The sequence below is a fragment of the Mesorhizobium vachelliae genome, from assembly GCF_033977325.1.
In the GTDB taxonomy this organism is placed as follows: Bacteria; Pseudomonadota; Alphaproteobacteria; order Rhizobiales; family Rhizobiaceae; genus Mesorhizobium; species Mesorhizobium vachelliae.
In genome coordinates this window covers 177,136-194,646 of sequence record NZ_JAVIIR010000011.1, presented here as the reverse complement: position 1 = coordinate 194,646, position 17,511 = coordinate 177,136, and the positions used below count along the sequence as shown (strand labels likewise).

13 protein-coding genes and 1 pseudogene are annotated in these 17,511 nt (G+C 64.7%); 6 read left to right on the top strand and 8 right to left on the bottom strand.

The window, feature by feature from the left end; genetic code table 11:
* Window position 1: 1 nt before the first annotated feature.
* The 5 genes from RFM41_RS22915 to RFM41_RS22895 form a co-directional block, all read right to left on the bottom strand.
* Complete coding sequence (locus RFM41_RS22915; protein ID WP_320251105.1) at window positions 2-970, bottom strand: ABC transporter permease; 969 nt, start codon at window positions 968-970, stop codon at window positions 2-4.
* Complete coding sequence (locus tag RFM41_RS22910) at window positions 960-2,546, bottom strand: sugar ABC transporter ATP-binding protein (RefSeq protein WP_320251106.1); 1,587 nt, start codon at window positions 2,544-2,546, stop codon at window positions 960-962. Before RFM41_RS22910 ends, RFM41_RS22915 begins: the two co-directional genes overlap by 11 nt.
* On the bottom strand, window positions 2,543-3,712 hold the full coding sequence (locus RFM41_RS22905; protein WP_320251108.1) for a levoglucosan dehydrogenase: 1,170 nt from the start codon (window positions 3,710-3,712) through the stop codon (window positions 2,543-2,545). The genes RFM41_RS22910 and RFM41_RS22905 overlap by 4 nt, the downstream gene beginning before the upstream one ends.
* Before the next feature lie 63 nt (window positions 3,713-3,775).
* Entirely contained in the window at window positions 3,776-4,879 is a 1,104-nt protein-coding gene (locus RFM41_RS22900) for a substrate-binding domain-containing protein (RefSeq protein WP_430691551.1), read from the bottom strand.
* A gap of 56 nt (window positions 4,880-4,935) precedes the next feature.
* Window positions 4,936-5,763, bottom strand: coding sequence for a sugar phosphate isomerase/epimerase family protein (locus RFM41_RS22895; RefSeq protein WP_320251112.1), 828 nt, complete (start codon window positions 5,761-5,763; stop codon window positions 4,936-4,938).
* A 286-nt stretch (window positions 5,764-6,049) separates the two neighbouring features.
* On the opposite strand from RFM41_RS22895, the gene RFM41_RS22890 reads away from it, so the two are divergent.
* From RFM41_RS22890 to RFM41_RS22880, 3 genes and pseudogenes are all read left to right on the top strand, one after another.
* Complete coding sequence (locus RFM41_RS22890; protein ID WP_320251114.1) at window positions 6,050-7,429, top strand: ROK family protein; 1,380 nt, start codon at window positions 6,050-6,052, stop codon at window positions 7,427-7,429.
* 43 nt (window positions 7,430-7,472) lie between these two features.
* A complete protein-coding gene (locus RFM41_RS22885) occupies window positions 7,473-8,486 on the top strand; it encodes a substrate-binding domain-containing protein (protein WP_320251116.1) in 1,014 nt (337 codons plus the stop codon).
* Between the two features lie 78 nt (window positions 8,487-8,564).
* Window positions 8,565-8,696: pseudogene (locus tag RFM41_RS22880) on the top strand (ABC transporter permease); the annotation flags it as partial.
* A 142-nt stretch (window positions 8,697-8,838) separates the two neighbouring features.
* Here RFM41_RS22880 and RFM41_RS22875 read toward each other — a convergent pair.
* Window positions 8,839-10,191, bottom strand: coding sequence for an aromatic ring-hydroxylating oxygenase subunit alpha (locus RFM41_RS22875; RefSeq protein ID WP_320251117.1), 1,353 nt, complete (start codon window positions 10,189-10,191; stop codon window positions 8,839-8,841).
* A 132-nt stretch (window positions 10,192-10,323) separates the two neighbouring features.
* On the opposite strand from RFM41_RS22875, the gene RFM41_RS22870 reads away from it, so the two are divergent.
* Window positions 10,324-11,217, top strand: coding sequence for a LysR family transcriptional regulator (locus RFM41_RS22870; protein ID WP_320251119.1), 894 nt, complete (start codon window positions 10,324-10,326; stop codon window positions 11,215-11,217).
* 9 nt (window positions 11,218-11,226) lie between these two features.
* On the opposite strand, the gene RFM41_RS22865 is transcribed toward RFM41_RS22870, so the two are convergent.
* The gene (locus RFM41_RS22865) at window positions 11,227-12,486 is read right to left on the bottom strand and encodes an NAD(P)/FAD-dependent oxidoreductase (protein WP_320251120.1); all 1,260 of its coding nucleotides are present in this window, start codon (window positions 12,484-12,486) and stop codon (window positions 11,227-11,229) included.
* 12 nt (window positions 12,487-12,498) lie between these two features.
* Window positions 12,499-14,529, bottom strand: a complete 2,031-nt coding sequence (locus tag RFM41_RS22860; RefSeq protein WP_320251122.1) for a S9 family peptidase — start codon at window positions 14,527-14,529, stop codon at window positions 12,499-12,501.
* A gap of 195 nt (window positions 14,530-14,724) precedes the next feature.
* Between RFM41_RS22860 and RFM41_RS22855 the strand changes: the two genes are divergently transcribed.
* Both RFM41_RS22855 and RFM41_RS22850 read left to right on the top strand, forming a co-directional pair.
* Window positions 14,725-15,717: a dipeptidase gene (locus tag RFM41_RS22855; RefSeq protein WP_320251124.1), complete on the top strand. Its 993-nt coding sequence runs from the start codon at window positions 14,725-14,727 to the stop codon at window positions 15,715-15,717.
* A gap of 185 nt (window positions 15,718-15,902) precedes the next feature.
* Window positions 15,903-17,462: an ABC transporter substrate-binding protein gene (locus RFM41_RS22850; protein ID WP_320251126.1), complete on the top strand. Its 1,560-nt coding sequence runs from the start codon at window positions 15,903-15,905 to the stop codon at window positions 17,460-17,462.
* The last annotated feature ends 49 nt before the right edge of the window (window positions 17,463-17,511 follow it).

Sequence of the window (17,511 nt, the reverse complement as noted above, 5' to 3'; positions counted from 1 at the left end):
GTCATTTCCTTCCCTGGCTGAGCGCGACGGCGAGGATGATGATGGCGCCACGCGCGATCAGCTGCTGGCTGAACTCCAGCCCCATGAGGATCAAGCCGTTGTTGATGAGCCCGATCATCAACGCGCCGACAATGGTTCCGATCACCGTGCCGGAGCCGCCGAACAGGCTGGTGCCGCCAAGCACCGCCGCCGCGATGACCGACAGCTCGTCGCCCTGGCCGAGCTGGAACCTCCCGGACTGCAACCGCCCGGCATAGAGCATGCCGGCCAGAGCCGCCGCCATGGCCGAGATGATGAGGACGCGGAACTTGATCGACTTGGTGTCGATGCCGGAATAGCGCGCCGCGACCTCGCCGCCGCCGGTGGCCAGCACACGCCGGCCGAAGCTCGTTCGCCTCAGCACGACATGGCCGACGGCGCCCAGCACCAGCATCCAGATCAGCAGGACAGGCGCCGGCCCGATATTGCCGCCGCCAAAAATCCATGAATAACTCTTCGAGATGATCGGCACCGCGGCCGTATCGCTCATCCACATCGCGGTGCCGGTGGCGATCCCCATCATGGCCAGCGTGGTGAGGAAGGATGGAATGCCGATGCGCGTCGTCAGGAGCCCGTTGAAGGTGCCGACGACGGCGCCGGTGGCAAGGCCTGCGACGATGCCGGTAACCGGTCCGCCGGCGTCGATCGCCATGGCCGTGGTCACCGAAGCGAGCCCGGCCACCGCCCCGACGGACAGGTCGATCTCTCCCGCCGACAGCACATAGGTCATGGCGATCGCCATGACCGCGATCATCGCCGTCTGGCGCACGATGTTGAGCAGGTTGTTGGGGTTGAGGAAGCCCTTGTCGAACAGCGTGATCGCGAACACGATGAAGATCACGACGAAGCCGATATAGATGATGTTCTGCCGCCAATTGGCGAGACCGAGGCTTGCGAGCAGCGAAGGGGCAGTGTCCCGATCAGTGGACATGTGTTCCTCCCTCGCTCTTGCTCAGTGCTTTCTGGATGACGATCTGCAGCTTGCGCTCCGCTGCCTGCAGCTGCGCGACCGGATCGTCCTTCGGCGCCGACAGATCGTCGAGATCGCCTCGGTCAATGTCGTCCATGACGCGTCCGTCCGCGATGACGAGTATGCGATCGCAAGCGGTCAGCATCTCGGACAGTTCGGACGAGATCATGACGATGGCCTTGCCGCTCTTGGCGAGTTCGCGCACCAGCGTGATGATTTCCGACTTCGAACCGATGTCGATGCCGGAAGTCGGCTCATCGAGGACAAGAATATCCGGCTCGGTCGAAAGCCATTTGCCGATGACGACCTTCTGCTGATTGCCGCCCGACAGCGTGCGCACCGCATTGTCGCGCGAAGCGGTCTTGATCCGCAGCTTTTCAATCTGGCTGTCGGACTGCTCGCGCATCTTGCTGTTCGACATGAAACCATTGCGGCTCAACCGGTCGAGCGAGGCGAGCGCGATGTTGGAGGCGACCGAATGTTCGGCGATGACGCCTTGCCGCAATCGGTCCTCGGGCACCAGCGCGATGCCGGCCTTGATGGCGTCGCTTGGTCTGGTGATCGCCACCGGCTTGCCGGCGATGCGAATTTCGCCTTCGACGATCGGTTCGATGCCGGCAATGACGCGGGCAATCGCGGAGCGGCCGGAGCCGAGCAGTCCGGCAAGGCCCACCACCTCGCCGCCGCGGACGACGAAGCTGGCGTTCTTCGGCTTCGTCACGCCCGACACATTGTCGAGCTCCAGCAATGGTTCTCCGATGCGCGATCCGCCGCGCGCTACATCCGACAGGCCGCGTGAGCGTTTGCCGACGATGTGTTCGATCATCGTTTCGACGGGCAGCTCCGACAGCGGCGCGGTGATGACATGGCGGCCGTCGCGCAGGATGGTGGCGCGGTCGGCGATGCGGGCGATCTCGTCCATGCGGTGCGACACATAGATGATGGCCACGCCATCCGACCTCAGCTTGCGCAGGAAGACGAACAGTCGCTCGACATCGGACACGGCCAGTGCCGTCGACGGCTCGTCCAGCACCAGCACCTTGGCGTCCTGCGAGATCGCCTTGACGATCTCGGTCAATTGCCGCTGGCCGGCGCCGAGATCGCCGACGATCGCCTTCGGATCGACCTCGACCTCGAGCATGGCGAACAGATCCCGGGCGCGCCGCTCGGCGGCGCGATCGTCGATCAGGCCGAACGCGCCCTTGGCTTCCCGGGTAAGAAACACGTTCTGCGCCACGGTCAGTGTCGGGATCAGGCTCATCTCCTGGAAGATCATGGCGATGCCCGCCCGACGCGAAGCCTCGGGCGAGATTTCGCCCAGCGGCTTGCCGTCGACAAGGATGGTGCCGCTGTCGGGCGCATGCACGCCGTTCAGCACTTTGAGGATGGTCGACTTGCCGGCGCCGTTGCCGCCGAGCAGGGCATGTATCTCGCCCTTCTCCACCTGCAGGTCGACATCGACCAGCGCCTTGACGCCGCCGAAGGATTTGCTGACGCCCTTCATCTCCACCGCATGAACGGGCGTCCCCTCGATCATGGCCGGACCTTGACCCAATGGCCGCTCTCACCGGATTCGATCAACGCGTCGGCGACCCGCTCCGTCTTGTAGCCGTCCTCGAAGTTCGGCGACGGCTGCTTGCCCGACGCGATGGCCGAGAAGAAGTCGAAGCACTCGACGATCTTGGTCTCGGAATAACCGATGCCAAGCGCCGGGATTGGCCAAAGACCTGAACCATAGGGATGCGCCGGACCGGAATAGACGGTCCTGAAACCACGCGCATCGGCAGGATCATCAGCGAACATGACCTGCAATTCGTCGCGCCGTTCGTAGTTGAAGGCAATGGAGCCCTTGGTGCCGTGGATCTCGAAAGTGATGAAATTGTTGCGGCCATAGGCATTGCGGGTCGCCTCGAGCGAGCCGATGGCGCCGTCGGCGAATTTGAGCAACGTCACCACCTCGTCGTCGACATCGACCTCGACCCGTTCCGCGCCGGTGTTCCGTTCGGCGGCGCCGAGCTTGTCGAGATTGCCGTGCTGGACCGGGCGCGTCTTGTTGTAGGTGCGCACCAGCGCGCTGACCTCGGCGATCTCGCCAACGAGGTAGCGGGCAAGATCGACGACATGCGTGCCGATGTCGCCGATCGAGCCGGAGCCGGCGATCTTCTTCTGGAAGCGCCAGGAGAGCGGGGAATCCGGATCCGCCGACCAGTCCTGGAGATAGGTGCCTCGGAAGTTGAGGATCTTGCCGATGCGGCCCTCCTCTATGTATTGGCGGGCCAGCGCCACCGCCGGAGTGCGGCGGTAATTGAAGGCGACCATGTGGATGATGCCCGCCTTCTTCACCGCGTCGAGCATGGTCTTCGCCTCGTCGCCGCCACGCGCCAGCGGCTTTTCGCAGATGATGTGCTTGCCGGCTTCGGCCGCGGCGATGGCGATTGCGGCATGGCTGTCGTTCGGCGTGACGATGTCGACAACGTCGATGTCCGGCCGCTTCACCACCGCGCGCCAGTCGGCGGACGATTCCTCGAAACCATAGCGGCGGCGGCCTTCGTCGGCCAAGGCCTCGGTGATGTCGACCACGACCTTGCGCACGGGAATGGCGGGCGCCGGCCAGAAGAACATCGGCATTGCCGCATAGGCCATCGCATGGGCCTTACCCATGAAACCGCCGCCGATCATCGCCACGTTGAGCGTTCGGGTCATGATGGTTCTCCAGATTGAACTGAGAAGGGGCGGCCGGCGGGGAGTTCGCCGGCCGCAGGGCCGCTACATGCTGCCCTTGATCTTGTCGGTAGCCTCGGCGTGGTACACGGCCTTCCAGCCTTCCAGCAGCGTGTCCTTGGTGACCGGCAGCGCCGGCAGGGCGACAAAGGCTGGCGCCTCCTTGCCGAGCAGGCCATAGCCGGCAAGCTTGGCTTCGGTGACGCCCTGGTCGAACGGACGCTGGGCGCCCAGCCCCTTCACGAAGCCGCCGCTTGCCATGTTGATGGCGACGTTCTCGCCGAGATCGCAGGTGGTGATGACGAGATCGTCGCGACCAGCGGTGCGCGCGGCCGAGATCACGCCTTCGGCCGGCACGTCCCACACCGCCCAGATGCCGTTGATGGTCGGGTGGGAGGTGAGGATCGCGGAAGCCGCCTTCTCGGCGTCACCGGTGAAGTCCGGCCCGCCAATGCCTTGCTCGGCGACGATCTTGATGTCGGGATAATTGTCGGCGATCGTCTTCTTGAAGCCGTCATAGCGCTGTTTGGTGACGAAGAAATCGGCGGCGTGGAAGACGAGGCCGATCTCGCCCTTGCCGCCCAGCGCCTTGGCCATCAGATGCGCGGCGGCGACACCGTTGCCGTAATTATCGGCGGAGACCACGGAGACGTAGTCCTTGCCGGCGGCGAAGCCGGCCGGAACGTTGTCCATGAACACCAGCTTGGCACCCTTGTCGGTGGCGGCCTTGTAGGCCGATGCCGTGGCCGACGGATCGGTCGGGATGGACACGATGATCTTCGGGTTCTGCGCCATCACCGTCTCGAGGTCGGCGACCTGCTTCTCCGGCTTGAAGCCGGCATCGGTGGTGGCGATCACCTCGATGCCCATCTTGCCGAACTGGTCCTTGAGCCCGGCGACCTGCGCCCTCGACCAGTCATTGCCGCCATAATGCATGACGATCGCGGCAGTGGCCTTCATGTCCTTGATCTTTGCCAGTTCCTCGTCGGTCAGCGTGACGGAGGCTGCCGATGCCGGCGTCTCGCCGTTCGGGCCCTTCGAAAGCACCGTCTTCTGCAGTTCAGCCAGCGCCGAATCCGGGTCGGCGAAGGCAGGCGCGGCGGCATAGAGACTGGTTGCCAGCAGCGCCGTCGTGAAGACCGCGGTCATTGTCCTGAAACGTGTCATTAGGTTCCTCCCTGATGACGGGCGCGAAGCCCGATTGCTTAACTTGGCCCCATGGCCTTGTTGAGGTAGTTCATGCTCAGTGCTGCTCCTTGCCTGGGATCCGCCCAGGCATCGAGTTCGGTGGTGATCCAGCCGGAAAAACCGATGTCCTTGAGCGCCTCGACGATCGGCACCATATCGAGGTCACCGCGATCGAGCGGCGTGAAGGCGAAGGGGTCGCGCTGCCAGCCTTTCAGATGCACGTAGCTGACGCGGTCCTTGAATTCGCGGATCTGCGCGGCCGGATCGCCGCCGGCGGCGGCCAGGTGCGCGGTGTCCGGACAGAAGTCGATCGCCGTGTGCCTGAAGATCTCACGCACGTCTTCGGGGCCTTCCACAATGGTCGACAGATGCGGGTGATAATGCGCGCGCAAGCCCGCCTTGGCCCCGATGTCGATGACCTTGTCGAGTGCCGCGCCGAGGCGCTTGAAATCGTCGGCCTGCCGGCCATTGGCGCGCTTGGCGCCGCCGCCGACCACCAGATGCTCGGCCCCGAGTTCAGCCGCCACCGCCGCGGCGCGCTCGATGCGGGCCAGTTCCTCGCCGAGGATATCGTCGAAGATGAAATTGGCGCCTGAATAGCCGGCCACGAGCGCGACGCCCGACTGGTTCAGGACGGCACGCAAGTCGCCGATGCGCCCTTCATAGTCGAGGAGATTGCCGTCGAAGAGTTCCGTTCCGACATAGCCGGCCGCGCCGATATCGCGGATCGCCTGCTCCATGTCGCCGAAAGTGCGGTAGGTGAGCTGGGTGATCGAGGTGACGCCGACGGCATTGCCGCCAAGCGGACCCCAGCAATTGGCATGATAGGCCAGTTTGACCGGCATCTCGTATCCTCCCATGCGGCCGCGACCAACAACGCGGCAGATATTGTCGACCGGAGGAAAAATAGGACACCGCTTGGTGGGGCCTTCCGAGCCTGCCCACCTCGGCCCTCCTCCGAGCCCTCACCATACTTATGCGCCCCTTTCGGCGTTCGTCAATTATTAAAATGCAAAAGTCGGCAAACTTTTGTTGATAAACGACATAAGTTCCTACTTGATCCGTAAATGGGGTCACGTTACCCATGGCGAAGTGGCCACGGCCACCGAGGCGGCACCGCGGATCCGGCAGATGAGGCGCGGCAAGGACATGGACGAACGCAGCATCTCAAATGATGAGCAGGCGGCCGCGCCACGCCGCGCCGCCGGCCGGCCGCGCGCCAGCGAATCCGCGCATGGCAGCCTGGCCCTGCTGCTCAATCTCGTGCGAAGCGGCGTGGCGACGACCCGCCAGGAACTGGAAATCCAATCGGAAATGGGGCGCGCCGTCGTCACCGACCGCCTCGCCACCCTTCTCAAGCTGGGGCTGATCGAGGAAGGCGAACTGGGTCTCGCCGTCGGCGGACGCGCGCCCCGTCATGTCCGCTTCCGCCCGCGCATGGGCATTATCCTTGCCGCCGTGCTCGATCATTCCTCGCTGGCGGTCGGCGTCTCGGATCTGACTGGACGTTTGCTGGCCGAACATCACGAGGCCGTCGAGCTGGCGGCGGGACCCGAACCTGTGGTGCAGCGGCTGGCAACGTTGTTTGCCTGGATGCTGGAGGAGCATGGCAGCGAAGGCGGCATCTGGGGCATCGGCCTTGCCGTGCCTGGAGCCGTCGAGAAACCCGATGGTCAGCGCCTGTTCGCGCCGGCGCTGACCGCGTTCCAGAACTGGGATGGATTTCCTTTTGTCGAACAATTGGCCACGCTTGTCGGCGCGCCCGTCTGGGTGCGAAGCGGCGTCCAGACAATGACGATGGGCGAGCTGAAGTCCGGAAGCGGCATCGGCCTGACGGACATGATTTTCGTCAAGCTCGGACGTTCCATCAGCGCCGGCGTCATCTCGGAAGGCGCGCTGCACCGTGGCGCGCAGGGCGCCGCCGGCATGATCGGCCACACTTTCGTGGAGGGTGGAAACCTCGAAACGATCGCCGGCAGCGAGGCGCTGACACGCGAGGCCCGTCAGGCGGCTGACAGCGGCCGCAGCCCCTATTTGGCCGGTGTCCTGGCACGCACCGGCGAAGTCACGGTAACCGATGCCGGCCATGGCGCGCAGCTGGGCGACCCTTTCTGCATCGACCTGCTCGGCCGCTGCGGCCGCGCCGTTGGCGAAGTGCTGGCGCCGCTGGCCAATCTGCTGAACCCGTCGCTGATCGTGCTTGGCGGCGCGGTTGCCGAGACCGGGGACATCCTGCTGGCGGCCGTGCGCGAGGCGGTTTATCGCCAGTCGCATCCTGTGGTGACACGCGACCTACGGATCGTGCGCTCGCAAATGGGCGGCTCGGCCGGGCTGGTCGGGGCCGCGCAGGTCGTGGCCGAGGCGCTGTTCGATCCCAGGTTCCTGCAGGGCTGGATTACGCTGGGCTCGCCGTGCGAGCACCCGGAATTCAAGGATTTTCTCGCACGCGCCGCGCTCGACACCGTTACCCGGCCGGCCAAGCCGCGCCCGCCGGGCGGCTCGCTTGCGTAGGACCTGCGATGGTACGCCACCGGCGCCTGGGGAGGATTGAGGAATGACGATCACCGGGCTAGGGCCGCATGGCGAACGGGCGGTTCCCGCCGATCAGGTCGGGCTGTCGGGCGCCGATGCCGATGCCGCTCGCAAACGCAACTTTTCAGTGGCCGTCGTTCTTCACACCACGGCAAGCGACTGGGCCAAGGAGGAGCTCGCCGGCATTGTCGCCACTCTTGGCCGCTACGGCGCGGCGGTCGTCGAGGTCATCGACTGCGCCTTCGACGTCGACAGGCAGGTCGCCGAACTGCAACGGCTCGCCACTGAACCGGTGGACGCCGTCATTTCCATCCCGATCGGCAGCGCCAGGGCGGCCGATGCCCATCGCGCGATAGCGGAGGCGGGAAAGAAGCTTCTGCTGCTCGACAATGCACCGACCGGCATGCTGCCGGGCAAGGATTACGTCAGCGTCGTTTCCACCGACAATTTCGGCCTCGGACAGATTGGAGCGGAACTGCTCGCAGGGCACGTAGCCCCGGGCGGCACGGTCGGCGTTCTTGCCTATGGGGTGGATTTCTTTGCCACGCATGAGCGCGAGATCGCTTTCCGCAAGTGGATGGCCACGCATCGTCCGGATCTGTCCTTGGTGCGCGGCAAATTCGCCGATGTGACGCAGGCCAGGGCCGCGACCGCCGGCCTGCTGCAGGGAAATCCCGATCTGGCCGGCCTGTTCGCTGTTTGGGACGTACCGGCGGCCGGCGCCATCGCCGCGATCCGCGACGCGGGAAAGATGATCCCGATCACCACCGTCGACCTCGGCAATGACGTGGCGGCGGACCTGGCCGCCGGTGGCCTGATCAAGGGCATCGCCGCGCAGCTCCCTTACGATCAAGGCGTCGCGGTCGGCATCGCGACGATCCTCGGTCTTCTCGAGCGGCAACCGCCACCCTGGATTGCTCTGCCTGGACTTGGTGTTACTGCCGTTAATGTGGTGGAGGCCTATCAGGTCGTCTGGCGCGCACCAGCCCCTGCCGCCTTGCTCAAGGCCCGCAAGCCGCGAAAGACCATGCCTTGACGGCAGGATGGCAGAGCCGAAAGCAGATCTAGTGCCGACAACGGCAGGCCCGTGTGTCGCATCTGTGTGATGCGCGGGCCCTCGGAGCTGCTGTCGGCCCTGCCCTATCTGGCGACGATCGTGGTGCTGGTGCTGATCTCGCGCAACCGCCAGATGCTTGCCCTGCACTTCCCCGCCTCGCTGGCAAAGCCGTTCCGCCCGGCGAGCTAGCCGGGTCCGGTACATTTGGCCGACTTTCATTACGGAGAGCTCCGCGTTCAGGTGACGGGTGCTCCGACGTTTGCGATGACCGCCCTCTCTCAGCGAATTTGCAGAACTCTTAGCACGCTACCTTGGATCGTGGCCACAACACCTACGATGCGGCTTGACCAAATTTCCGCGTTTCGCGGGCTGCCTCCGGCGAGGCGTAGAGCTGTGACGGCGCAGCCCAGGCCTCGGCCCCGTCCCTGCGCTCGCCGGTGATCAGGGCGCGCATTTGCGAAAGATAGGTCTCTATGAAAAAGGCGGTCTGCGATTCCAGCGGCGTATAAGGCCCGGGGCGATAGGCGCGCGAGGCGATCCCGTCGGCGTTGTCTTCGGTGATCTTCTTGTCCTGAACGGTCGTCACGTCCCACATCCACGAAATCTTGTCGACGTCGATCGACGCGTCGGCGTCCTTGTCGACCAGCCATGTCAGGATCACGTCGGTCTCGTTGGCGCTGCGCGGGATCATCTGGAACATGGTCAGATAGTCGTTGGGCGCGCTGAGGAATGAAAGCCGGCCGATCCGGAAGCCGTTTTCGCCGCCGTCGAACCTGCCGCGTCCACCCATAAGGCACGAAACCGGCTGGCCATCGTCGGAGAGCGTGAGACGACCCGAGCCGATCGGCTTGCGATGCATAGCGAAGGGCATCCTATCCAGGTCGCCGGGCTCCCACACGCCTTTGTGGAATTCGGCGTCGCCGATGACGCTGTGCCAGGCATCGATCTCCTGCTTCCATTCAGCGGCGTTGTAGTCGTCGCGCATGGCGGTCACCTTCACATGGCCGTTGACGCGGAAATATTCGGGGTGGGCCGGGCGGCAGTGGTAGCACTCGAGGAAATTCTCTAGCACCAGCTTCCAGTTCGCCTTGGTCAGGTAATTCTTGCGCGCGACGATGCGCGCGTCGGCGACCCCGTTCTCGCGCAGAAGGTCGGTCAGCCCTGCCGCCGCTGGCTCGATGTCAGGCAGGCTGGAGGCATCGAGGCCGCACATCACCAGGCCGCCTATCACCTTGGTCGGCACCTTGTGCAGCCCGAGGCTGTCGCCGTCGACGCCTTCGGGCAGGTCGCGCCGGGTCTGCAGCTCGCCGGTCAGCCGGAACGACCAGGCATGATAGGGGCAGACCAGCAGCTTGCCGCGGCCATCCTTGATGCACAGGCGCGAGCCGCGATGGGTGCAGACGTTGTAGTATGCGGCAACGTCATCCTCGCCATCGCCGTGACGGGCGATGATGATCTCCTCGTCGAACAACTGGCGGATGATGTAGCTGCCCTTCTCCGGCACCTCGCTCAAATGGGCGACGATCACCCATTGGCTAGGGAACCACAATTCGCGCTCAAGCGCGAAGATGTCCGGGTCGAGATAGAAGGCCTGCTGCAGCGACCAGTCCTTGCGATGCTCGTCGATCAGGCGCACCACGCGCGCGCGATCGAGACCGGACAACATCTTGTCGTTTGCATACATGGCAGACTCCAGGGGGCGGGCTCCAAGGCTGGCTAATGCCTTTTGATCAGGGTTGCAGCGGATTGCGGCTCTCATCAACCATGGATTTGGCAGGCTTCCATCTCAAAAAGTCATGGAATACTCTTACTGTCGATGAAGACCCTCAAAGCCTCGCTCCCCTTGCTCAACGCGATGGTCGCCTTCGAAGCGACCGCGCGACGCGGCAACCTCACGGCTGCCGCCGAGGAGCTTGCCATCGCGCAATCGGCCGTGTCGCGCCACATCGCCAATCTAGAAAAGCGGCTGGCGCTCGATCTTTTGGCGCGCAAGGGCAACCGTGTCTCGCTGACCGAAAACGGCGCGGCGCTGGCCGAATCGATACGGGACGGGCTGGGCACGATCCGCGATGCCGTCGCGCGGCTGCAGGAGGCCGATCGCGGTTCCCTCGTCATCGCCAGCGGCTACGACCTCGTCCAGGCGTGGCTGATGCCGCGCTTCGACCTCGTGACCTCGCTCGTCACGCATGGCCGTGTCACGCTGCTGACCTCCAGCAATCCCGACGATTTCGGCCGGCCGGAAGTCGGGATCTCGATACGCTTCGGACGTCCCGCGCTTTGGCCTGGCTTCGCCGCCCGCAAGCTGTTCGACGGAGAGTGGTTTCCCGTCTGCTCGCCGGGTTTCCTCGAACGGCACCCTGCTCTGGCCTCGGAGGATCCGGCAGCCTTTCTCGACGTGCCGCTGCTGCATCTCGCCGCTCCCGAAGATGCGATCGACAATTGGAAATCCTGGATCGGCACCGGCCGGAGCCTGCCCGGTCCGACATTCTCCAGCTATCTGTCGATGATGCATGAGGCGATAGCCGGCCGCGGCGCGGCGCTCGCCTGGGCCGGCTTCGTCGAGGAGCAGCTGAAGCTCGGGCAGCTGGTGCAACTGACCAGGACTCCGCGCCGCCATGCCGACGCGTTCTACATCGTCACCCGAACGAAGGCGACGCCAACCGAACAGATGGTGGCGCAAACGCTGCTCGACAGCGCAACGGCGCGCTGACCTTCTGGCTTACTCCGCGGCGGTGGCGAAACGCCTGGCGCCGTGGCGCGCGCTCCATGCGGGCATCGAGGCCTCGACATCTACCTCGCTCGGGAAGGCATCGCGCGCGTAGCGGTCGATCCTGAACCGAGCAGGATCGACGAAGCGCGGCGCGTCCAGCAGGATCTCGGTGGCCAGCCTGCCGAGACCCGGCCCATGGCTGACGCCGGTCTCGTTGTCGCCACCCACGACGACGATGTTCGCGTGGCCCGGCACATGCCCGACCATCAAGCCGACGTCGGGCGTATAGCAGGGAATGCCCTGCGACCAGTTCGCAACCTTCGAGCCGCGCAGCGGCGGGAAGACCTCCTGGAGCTTCTCCATCTGGTGATCGACCATGGACTGCATCAGCTCACGATTATGCGGCTGGCCGGGTTCGGGCTCGCTCTCCTCAAGGCGATGCATCGGCGTGTAGTGGCTGCCCGTGCCCCACATGATGGCGCCGAAGGTCTCGCGCAGCCAAAGCCGCAGCTCACGGCACTGGATGGTCGGCAGGGCTGAAGGCAAGCCTCGATCGTCGGTGACCACGCGCGTGGCCAGCACCCGCAGCAGCGGCAGGTGCCAGTCGAGGCTGGCGAGGACCTCGTTGTTCCAGGCTCCCGCCGCCACGACCACGCCATCGGCCTCGATGACGTCGCGGTCGGTTTCCAGCGTGACCTTGCCGCCAATGTCGTTGATCTTCCGAACCTTGGTCCTGTCGCGCACGACGCCGCCGAGCTTCTTGATCTCGTTGACGAGCACGCCGAGCGCGAGCTTGGTGTCGACCTGAATGCCGTGCGGGTTGTAGGCGCCGGAATGAACTTTCGCCGGATCGACCAGCCCGCCCATCTTCTCGCCGATCTGCGCGGCGTTCAGATCCTGCATCTCCTTCGGCGCATAGGGCGAGCTGAGCACCGGCATGACGAAATCCTCGCGTCCCTGCGGCGTCAGCGCCATGATCAGCGTGCCGTTCGGCCGGTAGCCGATCTCGGTGCCCAGCTCGCTCAGCATCCGGTAGAAGTCGAGGCCGTATTGCTGCAGGCGAAGGCCTTCCTCGCCGGCCGGGATCATGCCCGCCGACCAATGCGAGACGAAGCCGGCTCCGGCGCTGGTCGTTGCCGCGCCGGGCTCGGTTGCCTCGACCAGCGTCACGGTCTTCACGCCCGATTTCAGCAGGTGGTAGGCGGTGGAGCAGCCGATGATGCCGCCACCCACGACCACGATATGCTTGCTGTTGGTTGCTGCCGGCATCTCTCTTCCTCCTTAGATCGTCGCGGTCGAAGAACCGCCAACATAGGTGTCAAGCCACCAGACGATGCGGGCGGCGGTGTCGATATATTCCGGATAACCGCGCAGGCTATGGCCGGCGTTCGGATAGGTCGCGAGCGCGCTGGGCGAACCCGAGCGCAGGGCAGCGAAATGGCACTCCAGCGCCTGGCCGGGCGGCGTGCTCTTGTCGATGCCCCCGGCCATGACCAGCGTCGGCACGCTCTTGCGCTGCCTGTGGAAAGCGGGGCTGCGAGCAAAGTAGGCGCCGCCCTCTTCCCAGGGCGAGGATTCCAGCATCAGCGCGTCGAATTCCGGTATCTGCGTCGTGCGATGCTGGCTGTACCAGTCGCCGACGGGCGAGATCGGGATGGCGGCGGCGAAGCGAACGCTGCGCGTCGGCAACCATGCGGACATGAAGCCGCCATAGCTCGTGCCGGTGATCGCGGCGCGGTCCGGGTCGACAAGGCCTTTCTCCACCAGCGCATCGATGCCGCTCAAAATGTCGTCGGCATCGGCGCCGCCCATATCGCCCTGCACGGCACGGGCGAAGGCGTCGCCGCGCCCCGTGCTGCCTCTTGGATTGGGGAAGAAGATCGTCCAGCCGCGCGAGACGAGCAGCGGCGCGGAACGCGTCCGCGCCATCCAGCGGTTGCGATGGGAAGAGATCGGCCCACCGTGAATATCGACCAGGAGCGGCGTCGGCCCGGTCGCGGCCGGCGGGCGAACAAGCCATCCCTGGATTTCGAGCCCGTCCGGGGCGGCCCAGGAGAACGGCTCGGCCTTGCCCAGACCGGACATTGTCGAAAGCGCATCGGATGCGGCAAGCGAGACGATCTCCCGCAACTCGCCGTCGACGACTTCAGCAAGGATTGGTGCCCGGTCATACGCTTCGCCGACGAAGAGCGAGCCGCGGGCTCCCACCGGCACGCTGGCGGGCGCCCACTCGCCGCAGGTCAGCTCGGTGGATGACCAAAGCTCGGTCAGCGTCGCGCTGGAAAAATCGTAGTCGGCCACGACCGTTTCGTGGCCGCGGATGCCCGACAGGTGGATGCTGTTGGCGGAACGCCATTCGATCGAGGTGACGTCGATCGCATTGGTCGGGATGATCGCGACCTCGCCGCTCGCCGGATCGAGGATCGACAGCTGCCCGGCAACGAGGCCGCGGTCGCTGCAGAAAGCCTGGATGAAGGCGATGCGGGCACCGTCGGGCGAGCCGCGAGGAACGCCGATCTGGTCGCGCGGCGTGTGGAGAAGCGTCGCCGATCCCGACTTCGCGTCGATGAGCGACTGCTTCGCCGCATACCAGCTGCCTTCGCCATGGTCGTCGCTGGTCACGGCAGCAATTCTATCCAGTCCGCACCAGCTCGCTTCCCAGACATTGACCGGTACCGACGTGAGCGCGGTTGGCTGGCCCTTCAGATCCCAGAGCCAAATGCGGCGCCAAAGGTCCTCACCCTCGCCCCAGCCGACTTCGGGCAGCCATGCGGGCGCATCCGTCTTCTGCTTCTGCGCGTAGCCGCCGTGAATGCCGGCGAGGTCAGCGCCGGTGCCGGCGACGACCAGCAACAGCTTCTGGCCGTCGGGCGACCAGTCGATCAGCTCGATCCGGCCGGGCACATCCGCCACCGCGATGCCTTCGCCGGCAGACCAGATCTCGATACGGTCGACGCCCACCTCTCCCCCGGCATAGGCGACCGCCAGGCTCTGTCCGTCCGGCGAAAGACCGATTTGCCTGGTCTCCGCATCATTGAGCCGTTGAGGCGATCGATCGCCGCGCCGCACCTGGTAGAGACGGCTGACCGGCGCGCTATCAAGGCCGCCCTCGAAGCTCTGGCCGATGAAGAACATCGCATCGTTGGAGGCGCGACCGCAAAGAGAGCGGGCCGCGAAGACGTGCCCGTCCGGTCCGAAGAGGGCGGCGTAGAAGCCTTGTGCCTCGGCGAATTCCGCGGCGGAGCGGAAGTCTCCGGACATCCGGCCGGCGACCGGCGCGACCACAGATCCGGAATTCCGCACCCTGCTCATCTCGACTTCCCAGCACCGCGCTCTACCGGGCGCGATCGCCACGGCAAGCTCACGGACCCAACCATAACGAGAGCCGGCGCATTGTCTAGACACCGGTGTACATTAGATTGGACCAGCGACCGATGGGCGGTTGACCCGCCACGATCGGAATGCGCAAATTTCGAAGGCGACGAAACAAATTTGGACACAGACGCGATGAGCCTTGACGACAGAGTCCAGTCGATCCTGAAGAGCGAAGTCATCTGGGATGCGCATTCCGGCTTCATGCCCGACCCCGCCGCGGACCTGAACAATCTGCGGATCTGGCGCGACGCAGGCGTCGACTATCTTTCCATCGATGTCGGCTTCGATCTCCTGCCCTGGGAAAAGACCGTCGCCACACTTGCCTATTTCCGGCACTGGATCCTGGCGCGCCCAGCCGACTACGCGCTCGTCTCGTCGACCGATGAAATCCTCGCCGCGAAGGCGCAAGGCAAGCTTGCGGTCACCTTCGATATCGAGGGCATGAACGCGCTGAACGGCCGGATCGAAATGGTCGAGTTCTACCATCACCTCGGCGTGCGGCAGATGCTGTTCGCCTATAACCGCAACAACCTCGCAGGCGGCGGGTGCCACGACGATGACACGGGCCTCACCGCTTTCGGCCGGCAGGTGATCGACGAGATGAACCGTCTCGGCATGTTCGTGGACGTCAGCCACACAGGCTATCGCACCACGATGGACGTGATGGAATATACCGACCGGCCGGTGATCTTCTCGCACTCCAATCCGAAGGCGCTCTGCGCCCATGGGCGCAACATCACCGACGAGCAGATCAAGGCCTGCGCCCGAACCGGCGGCATCATCGGCGTCGTCGGCCTCAACCGCTTCCTCGGCGAGGGCCGCACCGACTCCGAACGGCTGGCCGACCACGTCGAATATCTAATCGACCTCGCCGGTCCACGCCATGTCGGCATCGGGCTCGATTACGCTTTCCCGGTCGAGGTCGAAGGCATCGAGGACATCATCTCCAGCAATCCGCATTTCTGGCCGAAGAACGAATATCCCGAAGGCAAGACGACCTATTCCACTCCGGGCCAGACGCAGGAACTCATCGAGGTCCTGCTGCGACGCGGCCAGCCGGAACGCACCGTTCGCGATGTGATGGGCGGCAACTTCATGCGGCTGGCGCGCGAGATCTGGAAATAGCGATCGGAACGACCGTCGCGTCGATCGCCGATAACCGGAAAAGGTATCCGGTTCGACGATATATGATGTATTTTTTTCACTAGACATAAGTGTATAGCCGGGGCAGGCTGAGCGAAATTGGGACCTTTGGAGGGGTCCCCCGCGGCCGAGCTGGCGCCGGCATCATAAGCAAGAGGGGTAGTGCAATGATCAAGACCGCGAACATCAACATGACGCGCCGTGGGGTGCTGGCCGGCGCCGGGGCGCTCGGCCTGGCCTCGCTGATCTATTCCACTAAGCGCTCCCAGGCGGCGGGCTCCGTCCTCAAGGTGCGCTCATATGGCGATATCCAGACGCTCGATCCGGCCTTTCGGCTTGCCGCGCCCGAAGGCGACATCACTAATGTCATTTTCGCGGGCCTGGTCGTCGCCACGCCGGGCGACAGCTGGGGCTGGAAGCCGATGGCGGTGGAGAAGATCGAGCAGCTCGATCCGCTGACCATCGCCTTCAAGCTGCGCGACAATATCGGCTTTACCGACGGCTTCGGCCAGATGACGGCGGAGGACGTGAAGTTCTCGATCGAGCGCCTGGCCGATCCCGCCAACAAATCCCCTTATGCGGGCGACTGGGCGACGCTCAAGGAAGTCGAGGTCAAGGACAAGCTCTCGGGCATCATCCATCTGAACAAGGCGTTCGCACCGTTGTGGACCTCGACCTTGCCGACGCCGTCGAGCACCATCCTGTCCAAGCGCGCCGTGACCGAAGCTGGCGGCAAGCTCGGCGTGAAGCCCGTGGCGCAGTCGGGCCCCTATCTGCTCAAGGAATGGACGCCCAAGCAGCGCACCGTGCTCGTGCGCAACCCGGACTGGAAATACGAGCAGGGCGGCTACGACGAGATCCATGTCCATCCGATCGAGGACGAAAAGACCGCGGAGCTCGGCTATGAGGCGGGCGATCTCGACTATACCTGGACGTCCGTATCCTCGATCAAGCGGCTGAAGGAAACGCCGCCGGCCGACACCGTCGTGGTCGAGAAGCCATCGCTCGCCTTCGTCTGGCTCGGCATGAACCAGATCGCGGCGCCTTTCGACAATCCGGACCTTCGCCGCGCCGTCCAGTACGGCGTCGACCGCAAGGCGGTGGTGGACGCGGCCTATTTCGGCGCCGCCGCCACCTCCACCGGCATCATCGCGCCTGGGCTCGTCGGCCATCGCGAGAAGAACCTCTACGAATACGATCCCGACAAGGCGCGCGAGCTGGTCAACAAAGCCGGCGCCAGCGGCGTGACCGTCACGCTTGACATCCTCAACAAGGCGGAACGCCTGTCGGCTGCGCAGGTGGTGCAGGCGAACCTGCAGGACATCGGCATCAACGTCGAGATCAAGCAGAACGACAGCGGCACGTTCTGGACGCTGGGGTCGAAGCAAAACCCCTATTACAAGAAGCTCCAGATGGTGCTGTCGCGCTTCTCGATGCAGCCTGATCCGAGCTGGGCGACGGAGTGGTACACGACCAGCCAGATCGGCGAGTGGAACTGGGAGCAGTTCAGCAGCGCTGAATTCGACAAGCTGGTCACCGAGGGCAAGATCGAGCTCGACCCGGCCAAGCGCGACGTCATGTACAAGAAGATGCAGGACCTGATGGAGAAGAGCGGCTGCTACGTCTTCCTCACGCACGAGGTCACCGGCGTGATGTATCGCAAGAGCGTGGCGGCCGCCCTCAAGCCGAATGGCGAGCCGTGCTTCGCGGACTTCAAGCCTGCCTGACGTGATGCAAGACGACGGCACGGCGCGGGGCGGATCGGCCGGCTCCTGA

Bases quoted from the DNA above. Each gene is read 5' to 3' on its own strand.
- RFM41_RS22850 (WP_320251126.1), top strand. From the start codon at position 15,903: ATGATCAAGACCGCGAACATCAACATGACGCGCCGTGGGGTGCTGGCC.
- RFM41_RS22915 (WP_320251105.1), bottom strand. From the start codon at position 970: ATGTCCACTGATCGGGACACTGCCCCTTCGCTGCTCGCAAGCCTCGGT.
- RFM41_RS22865 (WP_320251120.1), bottom strand. From the start codon at position 12,486: ATGCCGGCAGCAACCAACAGCAAGCATATCGTGGTCGTGGGTGGCGGC.
- RFM41_RS22860 (WP_320251122.1), bottom strand. From the start codon at position 14,529: ATGAGCAGGGTGCGGAATTCCGGATCTGTGGTCGCGCCGGTCGCCGGC.
- RFM41_RS22900 (WP_430691551.1), bottom strand. From the start codon at position 4,879: ATGACCGCGGTCTTCACGACGGCGCTGCTGGCAACCAGTCTCTATGCC.
- RFM41_RS22885 (WP_320251116.1), top strand. From the start codon at position 7,473: ATGACGATCACCGGGCTAGGGCCGCATGGCGAACGGGCGGTTCCCGCC.
- RFM41_RS22895 (WP_320251112.1), bottom strand. From the start codon at position 5,763: ATGCCGGTCAAACTGGCCTATCATGCCAATTGCTGGGGTCCGCTTGGC.
- RFM41_RS22890 (WP_320251114.1), top strand. From the start codon at position 6,050: ATGAGGCGCGGCAAGGACATGGACGAACGCAGCATCTCAAATGATGAG.
- RFM41_RS22910 (WP_320251106.1), bottom strand. From the start codon at position 2,546: ATGATCGAGGGGACGCCCGTTCATGCGGTGGAGATGAAGGGCGTCAGC.
- RFM41_RS22875 (WP_320251117.1), bottom strand. From the start codon at position 10,191: ATGTATGCAAACGACAAGATGTTGTCCGGTCTCGATCGCGCGCGCGTG.
- RFM41_RS22855 (WP_320251124.1), top strand. From the start codon at position 14,725: ATGAGCCTTGACGACAGAGTCCAGTCGATCCTGAAGAGCGAAGTCATC.
- RFM41_RS22870 (WP_320251119.1), top strand. From the start codon at position 10,324: ATGAAGACCCTCAAAGCCTCGCTCCCCTTGCTCAACGCGATGGTCGCC.
- RFM41_RS22905 (WP_320251108.1), bottom strand. From the start codon at position 3,712: ATGACCCGAACGCTCAACGTGGCGATGATCGGCGGCGGTTTCATGGGT.